This is a genomic window from Micromonospora sp. CPCC 205558, assembly GCF_036902955.1.
Taxonomy (GTDB): Bacteria; Actinomycetota; Actinomycetes; order Mycobacteriales; family Micromonosporaceae; genus Micromonospora.
Genome location: NZ_JBAKHR010000007.1, coordinates 219,162 through 236,465 on the forward strand (window position 1 = coordinate 219,162; position 17,304 = coordinate 236,465).

12 protein-coding genes are annotated in these 17,304 nt (G+C 69.8%); 4 read left to right on the forward strand and 8 right to left on the reverse strand.

Annotated features, from left to right (window positions below):
* Positions 1-4 precede the first annotated feature (4 nt).
* The 4 genes from V6U86_RS10520 to V6U86_RS10535 form a co-directional block, all read right to left on the reverse strand.
* A complete protein-coding gene (locus tag V6U86_RS10520) occupies positions 5-1,174 on the reverse strand; it encodes a hypothetical protein (protein WP_334501357.1) in 1,170 nt (389 codons plus the stop codon).
* Between the two features lie 95 nt (positions 1,175-1,269).
* Positions 1,270-2,211: a hypothetical protein gene (locus V6U86_RS10525; RefSeq protein WP_334501359.1), complete on the reverse strand. Its 942-nt coding sequence runs from the start codon at positions 2,209-2,211 to the stop codon at positions 1,270-1,272.
* Positions 2,212-2,398: 187 nt separating this feature from the next.
* Positions 2,399-2,764, reverse strand: coding sequence for a barstar family protein (locus V6U86_RS10530; protein ID WP_334501362.1), 366 nt, complete (start codon positions 2,762-2,764; stop codon positions 2,399-2,401).
* Positions 2,765-2,850: 86 nt separating this feature from the next.
* Entirely contained in the window at positions 2,851-3,279 is a 429-nt protein-coding gene (locus V6U86_RS10535) for a ribonuclease domain-containing protein (RefSeq protein ID WP_442934919.1), read from the reverse strand.
* Positions 3,280-3,553: 274 nt separating this feature from the next.
* Between V6U86_RS10535 and V6U86_RS10540 the strand changes: the two genes are divergently transcribed.
* From V6U86_RS10540 to V6U86_RS10555, 4 genes are all read left to right on the forward strand, one after another.
* Positions 3,554-4,399 carry a hypothetical protein gene (locus tag V6U86_RS10540; protein ID WP_334501366.1) on the forward strand — a complete coding sequence of 282 codons (846 nt, stop codon included), beginning with the start codon at positions 3,554-3,556 and terminating at the stop codon, positions 4,397-4,399.
* Between the two features lie 378 nt (positions 4,400-4,777).
* Positions 4,778-5,380 (forward strand): hypothetical protein, encoded by a 603-nt coding sequence (locus tag V6U86_RS10545; RefSeq protein ID WP_334501369.1) that lies wholly within the window; start codon positions 4,778-4,780, stop codon positions 5,378-5,380.
* A 37-nt stretch (positions 5,381-5,417) separates the two neighbouring features.
* Entirely contained in the window at positions 5,418-5,918 is a 501-nt protein-coding gene (locus V6U86_RS10550) for a hypothetical protein (RefSeq protein WP_334501371.1), read from the forward strand.
* A 262-nt stretch (positions 5,919-6,180) separates the two neighbouring features.
* Entirely contained in the window at positions 6,181-7,098 is a 918-nt protein-coding gene (locus V6U86_RS10555; RefSeq protein WP_334501373.1) for a hypothetical protein, read from the forward strand.
* Here the strand turns inward: V6U86_RS10555 and V6U86_RS10560 are convergent.
* Genes V6U86_RS10560 through pglY form a run of 4 tightly spaced genes read right to left on the reverse strand, consistent with a single transcriptional unit; the run spans position 7,080 to position 17,039 of the window.
* Positions 7,080-9,212: a DEAD/DEAH box helicase gene (locus tag V6U86_RS10560; RefSeq protein ID WP_334501375.1), complete on the reverse strand. Its 2,133-nt coding sequence runs from the start codon at positions 9,210-9,212 to the stop codon at positions 7,080-7,082. The genes V6U86_RS10555 and V6U86_RS10560 overlap by 19 nt on opposite strands.
* A 14-nt stretch (positions 9,213-9,226) precedes the next feature.
* Positions 9,227-10,540 (reverse strand): BREX system ATP-binding protein BrxD, encoded by a 1,314-nt coding sequence (gene brxD, locus V6U86_RS10565; RefSeq protein WP_334501377.1) that lies wholly within the window; start codon positions 10,538-10,540, stop codon positions 9,227-9,229.
* Positions 10,537-13,278, reverse strand: a complete 2,742-nt coding sequence (gene pglZ / locus V6U86_RS10570; RefSeq protein ID WP_334501379.1) for a BREX-2 system phosphatase PglZ — start codon at positions 13,276-13,278, stop codon at positions 10,537-10,539. The genes brxD and pglZ overlap by 4 nt, the downstream gene beginning before the upstream one ends.
* Entirely contained in the window at positions 13,275-17,039 is a 3,765-nt protein-coding gene (gene pglY / locus V6U86_RS10575) for a BREX-2 system ATPase PglY (RefSeq protein ID WP_334501381.1), read from the reverse strand. Before pglY ends, pglZ begins: the two co-directional genes overlap by 4 nt.
* Between the last annotated feature and the right edge of the window lie 265 nt (positions 17,040-17,304).

Here is a 17,304-nt window from a genome sequence, read left to right on the forward strand (position 1 = left end):
CCGGTCAGAACTTGGCCACGAGCGTGACCAGCAGGCGGCTCACGGCCGGGCCGTACGTGACGGTGACGACCAGGTCGACTGTGCGGTCGGCCCGGGCGGCGGTGACGATCGAGGTGTCGGTGGCGGTACGCGCGACCTCGGGGATGGCGAGGATGTCCAGCACCGGGATCTCGATGCGGTAGTCGTCGATCACCGCCTGCCGCTTGAGCGGGCCGAGGATGCCGTCGACCTGGGTCTTCAGCAGGGTCATGCCGGGTTTGGTGATCCGGGCGTCGCCGACCAGGCCGATCAGGCCGGCGCGCAGCATGAACTCGATCTGGTCGAGGGTGCGCACCAGGTCGACGTGCAGCAGGCTGGCATCTGAGGTGAACAGCCGCCCGTCGGCGAAGTGCAGGCTCTCCCCGGTGATCAGCGTCGGGTCGATGATCGGCGTGAGGTTGGCCTCGGCGAGGCCCTTGATCTCGGCCGGGCTGTACTGCTTGGCCACCGGGATGGCGACTCCCCGGATCTTCTTGAGCACGATGCTGTGGTGCACCGGCAGCCCGGCCACGGCGGCCATCGCGGCGGTGGCCGCGTCCCCGTCCGCGCCCCGGGCCGCGATCATCACCATCCGGCTGGTGCTGCTCTTGAGCGGGTTGGCGGCTGTGGTGATGTCCGCGACGTAGGTGGGGCCCTTGTCGGTAGCCGGGTTGACCATGGCGAACCCGATCCGCCGCTGTCCGGCCGCGGACATCGTCTCCACGTGCGCCTTGAGCGCGTGCAGCCCGGTGGGCGCACCCGCACCGGCCGGGTTCCCGACGCTCGACTCGTTGGCCAGCGACACCATGGTCACGTCGTCGGCGGCTTCCAGGCCGCCGAGCGCGGCGGCGTAGTCGTCGCCGGCGACCTTGACGCCGTACACCTTGGATGGGCGCGGATCCTGGAGGAAGGCCAGCTCAAGGGAGTTGTAGAGGGCGTTGCGGACCACGTTGCCGTTCTGCCGGCGGGCGAAGTTGGTGACCGCGTCGTCGAGCGTCTCGATCCGCACCGGCGTGTTCGCCGGCGCCGAACCGCCGTCGACCGTGGCCGGTGCCTTGCCCACGACCGCGATGACGCCCGGCGAGCGCTGCGCCAGCGGCGCCGGTGGTGGCACGATCCGGACCTCGATGTACGGGAATGCTGCTGTCGGTGCCACGGGTCCTCCCGGACGAAGTTGCTGCTGCGGTCTGGGGCGGCTCTGCGCCGCCGTGGTCGTTCTGCGGCTGGCAGCCGCTGCTGTCGTTGTGCGGCTCAGGTCGTCACGGCGGCCAGTCCGATGCCGCTGCGGGCGAGCCACTGGCCGGCCCGGGCGAACCGGGCGGCCCTCTTCTGCGCGTCGGTGCCGGTGTCACCACCGGGCCAGCCGTCGTCGTCGAACGTCTCGATGGGGACCACCCAGACGGCGACCACCCGGTGCCGCCGTCGCACGTCGTCCGGCGCGGGCACGTCCAGCCCGAGTTCCTCCGCGCGGGCTCGCACCAGGCGGGTCTCGACCAGCAGGTCGGCCAGGGAGAAGCCCCGGTCGCGGACCAGCACGGCCGCGGCGAACGGCAGCGGGCGTGGGGTCGGCGGGGCGGCCGGCGGCGCGGCGTAGCGCAGCTTCACGGTGGCCCCGGCGGCCTGCCCGCGCATCCGGGCGACCAGGTCGCCGGCGTTCGTGGCGCCGACCCCGGCGAGCAGCCGGTCCAGGTGGGCGTCGGTGAACGCGGCCGGCTGGTGCAGCCCGGCCCGCAGCCGGGTCACCAGGCGGCTACGCCGTTCGGCCTCCAACTGGGCCGGGTCGCCCGGCAACGCGCCCAGGTCGGCGATGATCTGCGGGTCCACGTCGAAGGCGGGCACCGCCACGTCGAGGTTCTCGACCCGGTCCCGGGCGGCGCTGGTCCGCACCACCAGGCTGCCCCGCCACAGGGCGTCGATGCGCAGCGCCGCACCGCCGAGTCCGTGCAGGCGTACGCGCAGTTCGGTGCGGGTGGTGCCGCCGGAGCCCAGCCACTCCCCCTCGGCCACTGTGACGGGGGCGGCGGCGAAGCCGAGGGTCAGCTCGTCGAAGACCGCGGCGTACGGCGGCGCGACCGGCATCGCCTCGGTGTCGTACGCGGCCTCGACCAGGTGCGCCAGCGACGCGTCGTCGAAGATCTCCGCGCGGGTGCCCGGGTCGGCCAACCGCACCAGCACCCCGTCGACGAAGTCCACCGCACGGCCTCCCCGCTGCCCGCGCCGGTGCACCCTGCCCGGCTCGGCACGATGATCGCGAAGGACCCGTCACCCGAGCGTCACCACCACCGTCACCGCACCCCCGTGCCGCCCCCGACTGTCGGGAACTGAGCACCCGCACAGGCTCGATCCGGCGCGAACGGGCGGTGTCGCTACCTCAGAGTGGTCAGGTGGGCGGGACTTCGTGGAGGACGACGCGCAGCGGGTGCGGTGCGGTCGTGGCGAGGTCGCCGAGCACGGTGAGCAGCAGAGCGTACTGACCCGCCGGCTCGTCGACGAGCAGCTGACCGGCGTCGTCGACCAGCAGGGTGAGCGGACCGGCGTCCAGTCGGTCCCGCAGGGCGTCGGCGAGGGCGTCCCAGGTGGTCCCCAGGTGGGCCGGCAGGGTCAGTGCCTCGGCCATCGCGGCGAAGAGCGCGGGGCGGGACCGGGTCGCCGCACCGGCCAGCACCACCGCGCCCGGCGCGTTTGGCGCGTCGTCGCGGCCCACCGTCAACCAGTAGGGCCGCCGCCCGTCGTCCTCGTCGGCCATCACGTGCCTCCTGCTCAGGTCAGGCATCGAAAACCGCTGGGCCGGTCGGACGCGATGCCGCGCCCGACCGGCCGGTCCACTGTCGGTCAGAGCCGGTAGAAGTCGGTGTAGTGGTTGGGCGAGAACCAGGTCACGCCGGTGCTGCGATTCACCACGATCCGGTACGCGTCCCGGGCGGCGCCCTGCGTGCGCGGGTAGACGTCGTACTCGTTGTAGGTGGCGTTGGTGGGCAGTTGACCCTCGTAGTTGTAGAACTGGCCGCCGGCGAAGTTGGACTTCCCACCGCTCCAGGAGTACCAGCCGCGGCTGGTCGGGAAGCCCTTGGCGGACCACCCCGAACGGGCGGCGCGCGCGTCGGCACAGCGGCTCATGGTGCAGGAGCTGTAGACCGCGGCCGAGGCCGGGTCGGTCAGCCGGGGTGACACCACGGACGGGCCGACCAGCGCGGCGGCGACCATGGAGAGGAGCAGGGCGAGGGTGGTGCTACGCCGACGGATCGCGCCGAGCGGGGACACGAGGGTGGACACAGGCTGCCTCCAGACCATCCAAGACATCGATCTGCATGGTTGTCAGACCGGTCCCAGTCTCGCCGTTACCGACTGGCGGCAACAGCCCTCGGCACCCCAACTGCTCCACAATGCCCGGTAAACCCTGGGTGATCAGCTGTCGCGGCGCCGACGAGTCCGGTGCGCGACCGTAGGCCGCCCGGCGCCGCACGGCGTGGCTACGGGGCATATCGGGCACTGGTTGTTAGCGTGAAACGCGGATCCGAGGCCGTGGAGGGGTGCCATGACGGACGCCCCCGACGGCAAGCCGAAGCCTGCGGACCAGTGGCAACACCGGGTCTTTCGCGCGCTTGTCGTCGCCCGCGACGGCAGTGTCCGCGGTTGGCGGTGGTGGGCGCGGAACTGGGATCGTCTGGTCGCCGCCCTCCAGGACGAGGCGCCCGTCGGCTCCGCCGCCGCGCCGTCGCCGTCCGACCCGCTCGTCGAACAGCGCGACGCGCCCCGGCTGATCGCGGTCCCCGCACGGGGCTACGTGTACTCGTTCTACATCCGCGCCACCTTCGCCTGGTCGTCGCCGGCGACCATGCGGGCCGAGGTGCTGAGCTGGTACGTGCAGTACTACCAGCCCAACGCGATCCAACGGCTGACCCGGCTCGCCGCGGACGCCGCCCGGGACCTGCCACCGCACCGGGCCGGGGACCTGGAGGTGGCGTTGCAGCAGGCGCTCGCCGGCGACCCCGTGTGGCACTACCAGCGGGGCGATGTCGTCGTCACCTGCCGCCCCGACGCCGCCGTCCGACTCGACGAGCGAATCATGCCGGCACTCCAGCCGCACGTCGACCGCTTGATCAAGCTGGAGTACCAGTTCGACGAGCAGATCCGCAAAGCCCGGTACGCCGAGCAGTTGAGTCGCCAGTGGGTGGCCATCCTCAGCGACGACGCCGACGACCAGGACGTGGCCGAGGCCCGCGAGCACATGCTCACCGCGCAGCGGGAAGCCGCGCGCTGGATCACCGACCTCCTCCACCGGCACGCCCAAAACCCGCCGGAACCGCCGATCGCACCCCCGATCCCCCCGCAACAAACCCATCCCACGCCCACTCGTTCACCATCGCTCGATGCTGAGTAGTCGTTCGGGATTGTCGGCAACCCTCGGGCAGGTCCCCGACGTCATCCGCCGACCACAAGCTGGTCGGACCGCTACCGGCGAACATCCGTGGACGGCGGCCCGGTCCTCGCCGATTCTGGTACGCCCCGCCGGGACGAATACCTCTCGCCCATTTGTCAATCGATGGCAAGTAAAGCTTCTGTCTGATTTTCGTCAATGACGGCAGGGCATGCGATCGCTCTGACGTCAATCTGCGGCTGCCCATAGGTCCGCTTACCTCGTCCGTTTCGGGGATAGGCGTTGCTCACCGAGCAACGAGAATGAGCAAACGTGAACGTCTCGACGCGACCGTGACCGCCTGCGGACTCCGCTCGATCTTCAGCCGCCGAGGAGGAATGCATGGGCTTGTTCAGCAAGAAGGAGAAGCAGCACCGGAAACCACCGCCACCGCCTCCGACCGCTACTCGGGACGATCTCGACGTCGCCCGTCGGGTCGTCCAGGACTTTCTCTCGGTGGTGGGCATCGACGCGAGAATGCGTATCACGGCCCTGGAGGTCTCGCGCGCCGGCGGCGGTCCAGCGAATATCGAGGCTGCGATGAGGAACGGCTTCGAGACCGGCGACACCGGCATCGATCGACCATGGCACTGGCTCGCCGCCGTATGTCGCGAGGCCCGGGCGGCAGGCGACGTCGCCCTCATCGCCGCCGTCGCGCTCTTCACCAACATCTGGGACACCGAGCTACGCCACAAGATCCAGATGGCCGATACGACCGACATGATGCTGGCCGCCCCTCCGCACGGTGTCACCAGTGAGGTCTATTCCCTCGCGGTGCTCGCCCTGCCCGGCCCCTTCCCCAACGAGACGGTGGTCAGCAACGCGACCGGCTCCGTCACGATCAGAGCGGTGCAGATGAAGTGCGCCATTGACGTCCTCGATGCGGGCGACTCGTTCTCTCCCGAAGTCAGAGCGGCGGCGCAACGGCTCCTCGACGGTCGGTGATGCCGGCAGGCGAAAATCCCCCCGGAAGGGACCCCTGATGGATCATCTACAGTTGGCCCGCCAGCAACTTGAGCAGACCATGAATGTCCTCACCAAGATCGGTCTGGAGTACGTCGAGCTCGACCCCTTCGTCATGGGAGTCGGCGTCGCGGTCCCTTACGGACCAGCGGACTACGTCGTCATCTCTGTCTCTGGCGGCGGCAGCGAGTCGTTGTTGAACCTGACATCGGGCGTCCTCCAGGACCTTTCTCAGGAACCCCTTCCCATCCTCGACGCCTGCAACAAGATCACTCGGGACAATCCCATCTTCCCGCATTTCCTCCACGACGCCGAGGCGGGCTGGTCCGTCCTGGTGCAGCACCGAGCGCTCGCCACTGTCCTGTACGACGTACGCGGGCTGATGCAGGTGGTCGTCGAGAATCTGCCCGTCATCGCACGCGCGAGCCGGGAAAAGTTAGCCGCAGCGGGAGTGGTGGGCCGCCCCTACACCTGGAACCCCGCTGACGCGAACCACCTCCTCATCCGCTCCCTGATGTAGGCGTCAGAACTGATGTAGGTGTCCGAACTCGCCGAACGCTGGTCGGCCAAAGCCCCAGCGCGGAGTCCGGCTGTCGGATTTTTGTCATTCTCGACGCCTTGATCGGCATGCAAACATCGAAATGCGAAGGTGGGCGGCCCTGTCGGCGCCACGCCCAAGAAACAACTCCAGGACGGGTGGGCTGATGCGTAGGACCTGGCTGTTCTTCCGAAAGAGTCCACTTGTCGCCGTGCTCACCGCAGGGATCGCGTTCACCCTCGCGGTGCTCGGTCAGGCGCTGGTGGGGCAACTGGGTCAGAACGTCGCCGACAAAGCCATCACCCAGTCGACGTGGCTCATGGTGGTGCTCATCTTCATTCTCATCGTGGCGATCGCCATCCTCGCCTCGTTGCGCGGCAGCGTCGAGGAGTTGACTCGACGCGCCGGGCTCTCCATCCAGTACTACCCGCTGGATCCGGGCCAGCACTCGCCGGAGCGGGACGAGAAGGCGAGAGCCCTCTACGCGGCCGCGCGAATGGTCATCGAGTCGGCGAACGAGGACGGCGACTCCCGCATCTACGCCGTCAACTCATTCGTGGAGGTCGGCATCCAGCCGGGCGACGCTCACGTGAAAGATCACAGCCTGCGCTACCTCGAATCACTCAATCGGAAGCTCGGAAAGGTCGCCTACCACCGCATCGTGCAGCTTTCGCACTTCGACATGAACCGACTGGAGCGCCACCCCGACGAATCGATCGCCGAGCTCGTGGCTGAGAACTACCTGGCGCACTACCGGGAAATCGTCAAAGCCGGCCAGCAGGGAAAGGAAGCCGTGCTGGAGGCGGTGCTCGGCAAGTACCCAACCTGCTTCGTCCTCGTCCAGAACGCCGCAGACGGAAAGTACGGTGGTCGGCTGATCTGGCAGATGCACCAGCACGTCGACGGGCAGGCGCGCGATGACATCGTCGAACTGACCGGCATCTACATCATCAACGACCCGGACGGCATCTTCATCGGCACCTTCGTGCGATGGTTCAACGACCTTCGAGCGGCCCAACGGCCACGCCGGCACCTGACCCTGGCAAACCTGAACGGCACCGCACCGGTGGAAACCACGACGCCTGCTCCCGCCAGCCCACGATCGCGCCGGCCCTGGTGGCGCGGCCGACGAGCACCGGTCGATCAGGTAGGGGAAAGGTAAGTCATCCTCGCGGGCTGGGCGAGAACTGCCCGCGCCGCCGGGATGTCCGCCAGCCTGGCGGCCAGGGTGGCGACGGCGAGTCGTTCTGGCAGGGCAGCACTGAACTTGAGGCCGGCAAGCGCCCTGTCGTTGATATCGGGCAAGCAGATCCGATCCGCCGCGTCTGCCATTGCCTCGCGCACCATGGTGCTGTTCAGTTCTGGCCGCAGTCGGATGGAAGCATCGTCGTACCGTTGGGTCGGATCGACGAGCTCGCTGAGGGTGGCGATCAGTGTGGCATTGGCGCGGAAACCTGCCCAGGTCCACCATCGCACCTCACCGTCACCGTCCCTGGAGACCACCGTGCCCGCCGGATGGACGACAGAAGTCGCATCCTCGCGCAGGTCAGCCAGCCTGGTCTTTGCTCGGCGGGTGAGTGTGACCGGTGGGTCGGCGCCGAGCAGCACCTCACGCATTGCTCGAACCATTCGGTACGACAGTCCCTGTGGCGACCCACCGGTCATCCAGAGTGCCTTCCCCCCACCCTCGGCCGGCTCGACGAAGCAGCGTTGGCGCTTCCAGTCGATATGGGTGACCCGCCAACTTCTGCCGGCGAGCAGCAGCAGTCGGGGACCGAGCACCTTGGCGGTCAACAGTGCGGGATCGGTCCGGCCGATCTCGGTGCGACCAGCCAGCACGGTGAACTGCGGTGGTGCGGTGAACACCGCGAGCATGTCCATGAAGTGCCGTCGCCCGAAGCGCAGTTCTGCTTCGGGTCCGATGAAAAGCATCCCGGAGTCGGTATCGAGGTAGCCCTGTTCGACGAGATGGCGCACGATCACGTCGGCGGTCTTGTCGAAGGGCACCAGCCCGTTCCACTCCCGCGGCCAAAGGTGGTCACCGACCCGGTGTTGTTGCAGCGACAGCGCGAGCATCTGCTGGGCGACGATGTGTCGTGGCTCGGGCGGCGGGACGACGGCTTCGACCCAGCCCTGCGCCCAGAGGTGCAGCAACCCGGCGGCGTGCAGCAGCCCTTCACCGTCCAATGCGAGGAATAGACAGTTGCGGCTGCTTCCGGGCCGTCGACCGCTCCGGCCGATGCGCTGGAGAAACGCGGCGACGCTGCGCGGAGCATTGATCTGGATGACCCGGTCAAGGTCACCCACGTCGATGCCGAGTTCGAGGGTGCTGGTGGCGACGATGACGCAGTCCCGCTCCTGCGCGAAGGCTTCCTCCGCCCGCCGCCGCTCGTCGACCGAGAGCGACGCATGGGAGAGGAACGTCGTCACGTTGAGCGCACGCAGTCGTTGGCCGAGGTCCTCGACCAGCGCTCGGGAATCGCAGAAGACCAGGCGCTTCTGTCCCTGGTGCAGCGACGCGATGACCTTGGCCGCGTTGTGCACCGATCCCACGTAGTCCAGCTCGACCTCACCGGCCGGCACTGCCGGCCGCCCGGCGCTCGGCGTCGCGCCCAGGTCGGGCGCCACGAGCCGCGCCGGCCGCTGGCCCCGGCCCGAGCCCTGCAACCAGCTCAACAGCTCGTCCGGGTTACCGACGGTCGCGGAGAGACCGATTCGCTGTATCGGCCGTCCCGCCACGCGGCCGAGACGTTCGAGAACGGCCAGCAGGTGCCAGCCTCGGTCGTCGCCGGCGAACGCGTGCACCTCGTCGACCACGACCGCCCGGAGCTGGCCGAAGAACGAGTCATGGTCGACCGCGGCGCTGACCAGCATCGACTCCAGCGACTCCGGGGTGGTCAACAGCACGTCGGGCCGGTCACGGAGGATCGCTCGCCGCCGCCCCATCGTCACGTCGCCGTGCCAGAGCGCCGTCCGGCGGCCGAGCCATCCGGTGTAGGTCTCCAGTCGAGGCAGCAGATTGTTGAGCAGGGCCTTCAGCGGGCAGACGTAGATGAGCGAGGTGCCCGACCAGTTCTCCTGTGCCATCCGGGACAACAGCGGGAAAACGGCCGCTTCGGTCTTACCGCCTGCGGTAGGCGCCAGCAGCAGGGCGTCCTCCCCGTCGAGCAGCGGACGCACGGCCCCTTCCTGCAGCGGTCGCAGCGCCGGCCACTGCAGGGAGTTCACCACGTGGTGCAGCACAACCGGATGCAGCAACTCCGCACCACTCGTCATGATTCGACAGGCCCTTACAGCTCGAGCGCGATCTCGTCGGCGCTGTTCGCGTTGCGCTCGACGTCGGTCATCTCGGTCGTCGACATCGTCGGGGCGTAGTGCTGCCGGGGATCGAACTCGGGGAACTGGTCCACCCGGTCGAGCACCTCCCCCACCAGCTTCTTGAGGAACAGGCGCGGCGCCACCCCCACCTTGCCGCCCAACCCGCCGGCGACCGCACGGGCCAAAGCATCGAGGTACGCATCGTCGACCAGCGCGGACACCCGCTCCGGCGCCGCCGATCCGTCCGCGTACAGGTCGCGGACCCGGCCGCCCAGTTCGACGAGCGAGTCGACGGTGAAACCCGGCAGGCGAATCTGCACCGCGCGCGGGTTGTCGAAGCGCGGATCGGTGGTGAAGTCGACGGCGAGCCGCTGGGCCAGCGGTGCGAGCCGCTGCACGCCCTGCGGGCCGTCGTAGAAGGCCGGGGTGCCCGTGATGACCAGATACAGCCCAGGGAACCGCCCCGAGTGCACCTCGTCGATGAGCTGCCTCAGCGCGTTCAGCGCCTTGTCGCGGGCGTCCGACCGGACCCGTTGCAGCGTCTCCACCTCGTCGAGCACCAGCAACAGACCGGGATGCCCGCTGTCACGCAGCACCGCGAGCAGGCCCTGCAGGAAGCTCAGTGCCGCGAAGTGGTCGAGGTCGCCACGGACGCCGGCGACCCGCCGAGCGGCGGCGGCGACGTGCGGCTGTCCGCCGAGCCAGGCGAGAACAGCGTCAGCGGTGGCCGAGTCGCCCAGTGCGGTGACGGTCCGGTAGCCGCGAAGCGCCGCGGCGAAGGCGGGGGCGCTTCGGCTGACCGTTGCGAGGCGCTGGTCGAGCAGGGCCTCGACCGCTCGGTCGAGGGCGGAGGTGTCATCGGGAGCGACGTCCCCCGCTGCCAGGACGTCCTCCTCCAACGCGTAGAACCATCCGTCCACCACCGGTCGCAGGGCGCTGGCCGAGAAGGTCGAGGTGGTGAGCCGCTCGGTAAGCCGGCGGTAGACCGTCTCGAGCTTGTGCAACGGCGTCTCGTTCTCCGAGACCTGCACCTCCGCGGTCGCGAGGTTGGCCCGTTTCGCCCGCTCGGCGATCCATCGGGTGAAGAACGTCTTTCCGGATCCGTACTCACCACGGACCGCCTTGAAGACGGAGCCGCCGGCGGCGACGGTGTCCAGGTCCGCCCCGATCGCGGCGCCGAACCGGTCCAGCCCGACGGCGAAGAGATCCAGTCCGGCCGACGGCACCGCGCCTCGCCGGAGTGCGTCGATCACCTCACGCCGGCGGGCCGGGCTGACCGCACTCACGAAGACTCTCCAGGCAGCCGAAACTGCTCCCGCAGCAGGCGGATGTCCAGCCGGACGGTCCGGTTGTTGTCGGTCAGGGACAGCACCGCGTAGTTGTCTACGTTGAAGATCCGCTGCAGGGTGGTGGCGAATCCGGTGGCACGAGCCGGCACCTCGCCAGCCCGCTGGGCCAGCACAGCCACCGGCAGCACGCCCTTTGCGTCCACCAGCGCCCTCAGCGCCGCCTGAATCTTCTTGACCTCCAACCGGCGCGGGGTCAGGCCGTGCTGCGCCTCGAACAGCTCGGTGGCGAGCAACGCCTCCACCAGGTCACCGTCGCCAGCAGCCGGCTCCGCTGCGGGCGCCGTGGTGCTTCCGGGTACGTCGAACAGCGCCTCGCCTGCGGCTGCGGGTGCCTTCCGGCGTGCCTTCGGTACGGGCGTCTGCCGCGCCGGAGCCACCGGCACCGGCGCGGCAGTCGTCGGCTCCCACCAGTCCGGCCGGCGCTCCTCGACGGGTGCCCAGCCGACCGGCGGCTCGGTCACGTTGGGCAACAGGTAGGCCAGCAACGGAATGGTCACCTCGGCGAGCGAGGCACCTCCGTGGTAGCCGGCCTTGCTCGGGCGGTACCGCAACAGTGGATCCCACAACGCGATGATCCGGTTGCCATCCGCTACGACGCGGGGGCCGGTGAGCTCGATCTCGCCGGGACCGGCGGGCCCTGGGCCGGTGCGGTGCCGCGCGGAGGCGGCGTCGAGCGCCTTGACGTGCTCGCCGCCCCGCTCAAGCACGTGGCCGTGGTCGCTGGTGATGATGACCGCCCGCCCGGAGGAACGGGCCTGGTCGAGCAGGCTCCGCAGGAAGCCGAGGTCGTCGAGCTGCCAGCCGGCCTCGTTGCCCTCCCGACCGTACGCCAGGGAGTCGTCCACCGTGTTGATCACGACGGCGACGACGGGTGCCGAACCAGACACCGCCTCAGCCAGTCCGCTGGCCAGCACCTCCCCCGCTCCGCCGCGCGCCGGGCCCTTGTGGAAGATCCGGGAGTCCCTGCCCCACCGGCCGTCGGCGAAGAGCTTGATCTCGTGCTCCTGCTTGCCGCCACGCAGCGCGCCAGCGAAGAGCGACGTGCGGGAAACCGCAGTCAGCGTTGGCAGGGCGGCCACGATCCCTCGCCGCCGGCCCGCGCCGGACCCGGCAAGCGGGTCGTACTCCACCCAGTGCGGGGACAGCTGATCGGCCAGTTGCACGGCGACTGCAGCGCTCATGCCGTCGAGCACGACGAGCAGCACCGGCCGGTCCGCGCGGATCAGCGGGTCGATCACCCGCGGGAGCAGGTTCTCAACCGTCAGCAGGCCACCGTCGTTGCCGGGGCCCGCGGTGGCCCAGGCAGCCATCCGGCCGGCGAAGGCGCCGTCGAGGTCGCGGCGACGTTGGTGCGCCCGCTCGTGGATCTCCCGGAACGCGTGCTGCAGCTGCTGGTGGGCCTCCTCGCCGGCCCAGACGTGGTTGAGCGCGAGGTCCACCCAGCCCCATTCGGCGATCTGCCGGTCCACGCCGTCTGCGACACTCTCCGGTGCCGCCACCGCCGTGCCCAACCAGCGGACGAGCCGCTGCGACATCCTGATGCGGCGGACCCGCTCGGCCTCGGCATCGGCGAGCCGGTGCCCAGCGAGGTGCTCGACGGCCTGGTCGAGGGCCGAATCCGCCGGGTCCCGCAAACCGGCGAGCAGCGCCTGGGCGGCGGCGGCGATCCGCCGGGTGAACCCCGTCCGCAGGATCGGGCTGTGGCCGGCGCTGCTGACCGCGTTGAACTGGATGAGCAGTTGCTCGGCGCGGTCGAGGACGGCGTGCCCCTGTCGCTGCACCTCCGGCACCGGTGCGCTGAGCAGCGCGCTGACCACCTGCACGGCGGCCAACGCGAATCCGCGCACGGTCGCATCGTCGTTGAGGTTGCCGAAGTACTGGTCGACGCGCCCCTGGGCACGTACGGCGTCGGCGCTGTCGGTACTCCAGAGCGCGTCGCAGACCAGACCCAGCGGCAGGGCTTCCGCGCCGTGTCCGGCCGCGATGAGCGCGAACAACGCCCTGGCCGGTCGGCCGAACTGTTCCACCAGCCAACGGCCGAGCCCGTCCCGTTCGGCCTCCCGCAGCAACCCGTACGCCTCGACGGCGCCCGGTTCCGCGCTCCAGCGCAGCAGGGTCGTCACGTCGAGATCGTCCGGGGCCTCGCCCCGATGATCGAGACCGAGACGCACCGCGGCGAGGTGGCGCAGTGCGACGTCCCGGGTCAGCACGGAGGTGGTGAGCTTCGGCCAGCCCGCCGGCGGCATCGCGTCGAGCAGCGCCACGCCGGCCCACGATTCGCGTTCCAGCGCGCTGTCCGGCACCTGCGCGCCGAACGCGTCGACGACCAGGTCCCACGGCTCGACGGTGATGACCCGCTGCCGGAAGATCCGACTCCGCACGCCGTGGTGCAGCACGGATTCCGGGACGTCGGTGAGCAGGACCAGCACCTCGTCGCCCCGCTCGGCGACGAGGTGCTCCCAGACTGCGAGCGGGGACACGCAGGGCACGACCCGGACCGGACGTCCGTCGGGTAGCAGCACCATGGGGTCGTGCGGCCAGGCCGGTTCGGCCCGCACGACCAGCACCGGGTACGCGTCGCCGTTGCGGTGCCGTTCGAGCTGCTGCGCCACCTTCTGCCGCAACGCCACCGGGTTGATCCGCAGCGCCTGAGCGGCGGCAGGTGCCTGAGTCACGACACGATTCTCCAGGTCACCTCGATGGTCGCGTCACCCTGGTCAGCGGCGAAGGCGCGCAGTTGCTCCACGGCTCGGTCGAGGTCGCCGGCCGGAACCGAGATCCGCTGACTCGGCTTGCCGACCTCGCCCTCTGGAATCCGACGCGTGTCCTCGTCGATCGGGCGGCGCGGTTGGACGATTTCGTCCTTGCCCTCGTCACGTCCGGGCACGTGAACGATTTCCGGCTTGCGGGTGGCGCGACGCAACAGTGCGGTCGCGTCGCCCTGGGCGCGGCGCAGGGCCGGGGCGAGTGGCGCGGTCAGCTCGTCAGCCTGCGCCACCCGGCGCAGCTCGGCGAAGATCGCAGCTGCTTCGGCCGCGTGCGGCTCAGGCAGACCAGCCACGATCTCGAAGGTGTCCCAGGGCGCGGCGGCCAACGCCGCCGACACCTGCGAGGCACTGCTGATGCTCCGGCCGGTGCGGTCGGCGGGGCCGGCGAGTTCCGCGCGGGCGAGCCGTTCGACCGCCTCCACCGCCGACCGTCCGTTGACCAGCGTCTCCAACAGGTCAGCGGCGGCCCTGGCCGTGGCGAGCCGGCCGGACTCCTGATCGATCTTCAGCCAGCTTGCGTGCTGTTGTAGACGAGCGACCAAGCCGTGAGCGGCTTCACGATGACGAGTGGCACTGGTGACCAGGTCCCGGCCGAACATCGCCACCAGCCGACCCCGGCGCAGTGCGAGCGGCTGAACTCCGAAGACCGCGGCGGACCGGGCGCGGGCGATGTCCCAGTCCTCCTCGCCGGGCAGACGCTGCTCGCGCAGTGTGTGATCGGCGGTGATCCTGCCTAGTTCCGGAGCGGGGACCACCTCGCTGCCGTGCAGGTGGAACGCCCGGTCGGTCTGCTCGGCGAAGGTCGCCACCACCAACTGCGCGACGATCGGGTCGAGACCCCGGGGGCTCGGGTCGTCGATCCAGCGCAGGAGGTCGGCCACCCGCAGGTCGCCCGCGATGCCCTCGGCGGCGGCCTGGCGGTGGAAGTGCTGGGTCCACTGCCCCTCGATGACGAACGCCGCCTCGTGCATGGTGCCGAGCTGAAGCGGGTTGGCGATCCGGCGCAGGGTCTGCCGGTTTGCCCGCTCGACCTCGACGCGTCCCTCCGGTGACTCGACGGCCCGCCGCACGTGGTCGAGGACGACCTTGACGTCAGGCAGGCGTACGGCCTCGCCCTTGCGGTCTGGGTCGAAGTCCGGGTGGGCCGGGAACTGCTGGCCGAGCATCTGGTCGCCGATGCTGCGCAGCGCGTCGTTGAAGGTGGCGCCCATGGGCAGCTTCGGCTCCAGGGCGCGGGTGAGCGACTGGAGGTGGTCGTCGAATCCGAGCTGCACGTCGGTGGGCTGCTTGCCGGCCAGTCCGTACGCCTGGCGTAGCACGGCCTGCATCTTGGCCAGCAGCGCGCTGCGCTGGTTGGTCAGGGCGGCATGCGCCCGGCGCCGGTCGTCGGGGTTGAGGTGCTCGGCGTGGCTGTCGAAGCGCTGCCCTTCGAGCAGCTTGTCGATGATGACGAGCTTGCCCAGCTCGGTGCGGCGTTCGATGGTCAGCGCGGCGGGGATCCAGCAAACGGTGCGGGGGCTCATCCGGCTGGTCAGCTCCTGCACCCGCTGCCGGTCGTCGGCCGGGCCGTGGCTGCCGTCGTCGAACGGGTAGTCGATGATCATCCGCCAGCCGGCCGGGTCGTTCGGGTGGAAAGCCTCGTCCCGGATGTCGTGCGGGTCGCGGACGTTGCCGTAGACCAGCTCGACCGTGCGGCGACTCCCCCGCCAGGTCAGCCCCGCCTCGGCGAAGAACGAGTCGCTCCACGGCACGCCGAGCTGCTGCCAGAGCAGCCGCTGGACGATGTGCTTGCGTGCGCCCTCGTTGTCGTAGTGCTTGGCGGTGGCGAGGACGCTGTCGACGTCCACGCCGACCAACTCCAGCGACACGATCGGGTCGTCGCCCTCACCGATGCGGATCTCGGCGAACCGGCCGGCCCAGTCGGCGAGCTTTCGGTTGACCTGGGCGACCTCGCCCCCGGGGATCGGGCTGGTGATGCTGCCGTGGTTGAGCGCCGAGAGGCGTCGGGCGGTGAGGTTGCGCAGCGCCGGAACGCTGGGGGCCAGGGCGCCGAGCAGCAACGTCTTGATCAGCCGATCGTCGCCCGTGAAGGCCCGGATACGCCCGGCCATCTCGGCGGGATGTGCGTCGCCGCGTCGGGCGGCGTCCAGGTCGTCGTCGGTGAGGTCGTACTGGCCGAGCAGGTAGGGGCGGAGCTTGAGGTCGTAGAGCTTCTGGGCCATCTCGAACTCGGCCTTGAGCTTCTCGGTGAAGGGCTGGTCGCCGCCGCCGCTGATCACGTCATAAAGGTCGCCGAGCGGGACGAGCTGACCGAGGCGCAGGGAGTCTCGGCGGTCGACCAGCAGCTGTCGCATCAGCTTGAGCGCGGTGCGGGAGCGCTGCAGCGCGCTGGAGACGTGCACCAGCGTGGAGAGGAACGCCGGGCTGAACGGGTACGTCGACCGGAAGGCGTCGATATCGGCGCCGCTGCCGGAGTCGGTGCCGAGCAGGGTGTCGAAGACCTCCCGGCGCACCTTGGTGGTGGCGTCGAAGGCCTTGCCGATCGCCTCGCCGGCCGTGGTGTCGCGGGGTTTGAGCAGCCGGCGACGGGCGATCTCGGGAAGGTTGCGGTCCTCCAGCTTGATGACGTCAAAGCGGCCGCTGGCCAGGTTGAGGGTGTCCTGGTAGCTCAGCTCGTTGGCGCCGGTGACCTCCTCGCCGACGAGTTCGCGCAGGTCACGCTGGCGGGCGATGAAGCTGACCACCGGGATCGGCCGACGGGTGTCGCCGCCCTCGACGAAGTTGGTGATCTTCTGGATCTCGCGGGAGACGAACTGCTGGTCGCCGATGGAGTTGGCCAGCCAGAGGATCAGCTCGTCGAGGAAGAGAATCAGGCCGTGGTAGCCGAGCTCCTTGGCGTGCCGGCTGATCTCGGTCAAGCCCCGGTCGAGCGAGACGAACGCCTCAGCGTCCTCCCGGGCGTTACTGAAGAAGCCCTTGTTCCAGCTGGTCAGCAGGTCGTTGACGAGCTTGCGGCGCAGCTCGTCGGAGTACGCGCCGGCGAACGCCTGGTCGAGTCGCTCGGACGTCCAGAAGGTCTCGCTCTCGCCCCACTCGTCCTCGACGTCCCCGCCGGGCAGGCCGTCGATGAACTGCTTGTCACCGATCTTCTCCCGCAGCGAGGCGGCCTGCTCCAGCAGCGAGTCGGTGCGGTGCACGGCCGGGATCGGCGCGTCGGGGTGCAGGTCACGCACCCGGTCGACGTAGCCGCCGAGCACCCGCTGCTCCAGCGAGCGGGCGTCGAGGAGGTGGTACGGGACCAGCAGGAACTTGCGGCCGTCCAGCCAGACGCTGTGCTTGGCGACCAGCGGGGCCAACTCGTCCCGGCCCCGGGCGGCGGCCTCGCCGCGCAGCAGCGCGTGCAGCACGGCCATGAAGTGCGACTTGCCGGAGCCGAAGGAGCCGTGCAGGTAGGCGGCCTTGGAGGCGTGTCCCTCGACCGCGGATCGGATCAACCCGAGCGCCTCGTCGAAGTTGCCGAGCAGCCGGTCAGTGACGACGTAGTCACGAAGGGTGGCGTCGGCGTCAGCGACACCGTCGGCGAGCTTGAGCACGAAGTCGCTCGTGCTCGTGCGCTCCGGGATGTCGATGTAGTCCCGGAGCAGCGGCGCAGGGGTGGGCGAAGACATGCTGCATACCGTACCGAGGGAGGTGCTGATCGCATCCGCCCTGGGTGTGGAGCGGGTCCACAACGGCACGGGGTCTGGCACGAACAGACGTATCCCTTCACACGAACCGTCCGGGGCGATGAACGATCGGCAGAGGCACTGTCCGGTACATGTCATTGACAGGGCGTCACGAAGCTGACAAGACTTTGCATTCCCCCGCCGCCGATCAGCCACAAGCCGACGGTCGCCCCTCGTCTTCCGGTCACTCCGTGCGACCCCGCGCTGC

Bases quoted from the DNA above. Each gene is read 5' to 3' on its own strand.
- V6U86_RS10530 (WP_334501362.1), bottom strand. From the start codon at position 2,764: ATGGCCGACGAGGACGACGGGCGGCGGCCCTACTGGTTGACGGTGGGC.
- V6U86_RS10540 (WP_334501366.1), top strand. From the start codon at position 3,554: ATGACGGACGCCCCCGACGGCAAGCCGAAGCCTGCGGACCAGTGGCAA.
- V6U86_RS10545 (WP_334501369.1), top strand. From the start codon at position 4,778: ATGGGCTTGTTCAGCAAGAAGGAGAAGCAGCACCGGAAACCACCGCCA.
- V6U86_RS10550 (WP_334501371.1), top strand. From the start codon at position 5,418: ATGGATCATCTACAGTTGGCCCGCCAGCAACTTGAGCAGACCATGAAT.
- V6U86_RS10560 (WP_334501375.1), bottom strand. From the start codon at position 9,212: ATGACGAGTGGTGCGGAGTTGCTGCATCCGGTTGTGCTGCACCACGTG.
- pglY (WP_334501381.1), bottom strand. From the start codon at position 17,039: ATGTCTTCGCCCACCCCTGCGCCGCTGCTCCGGGACTACATCGACATC.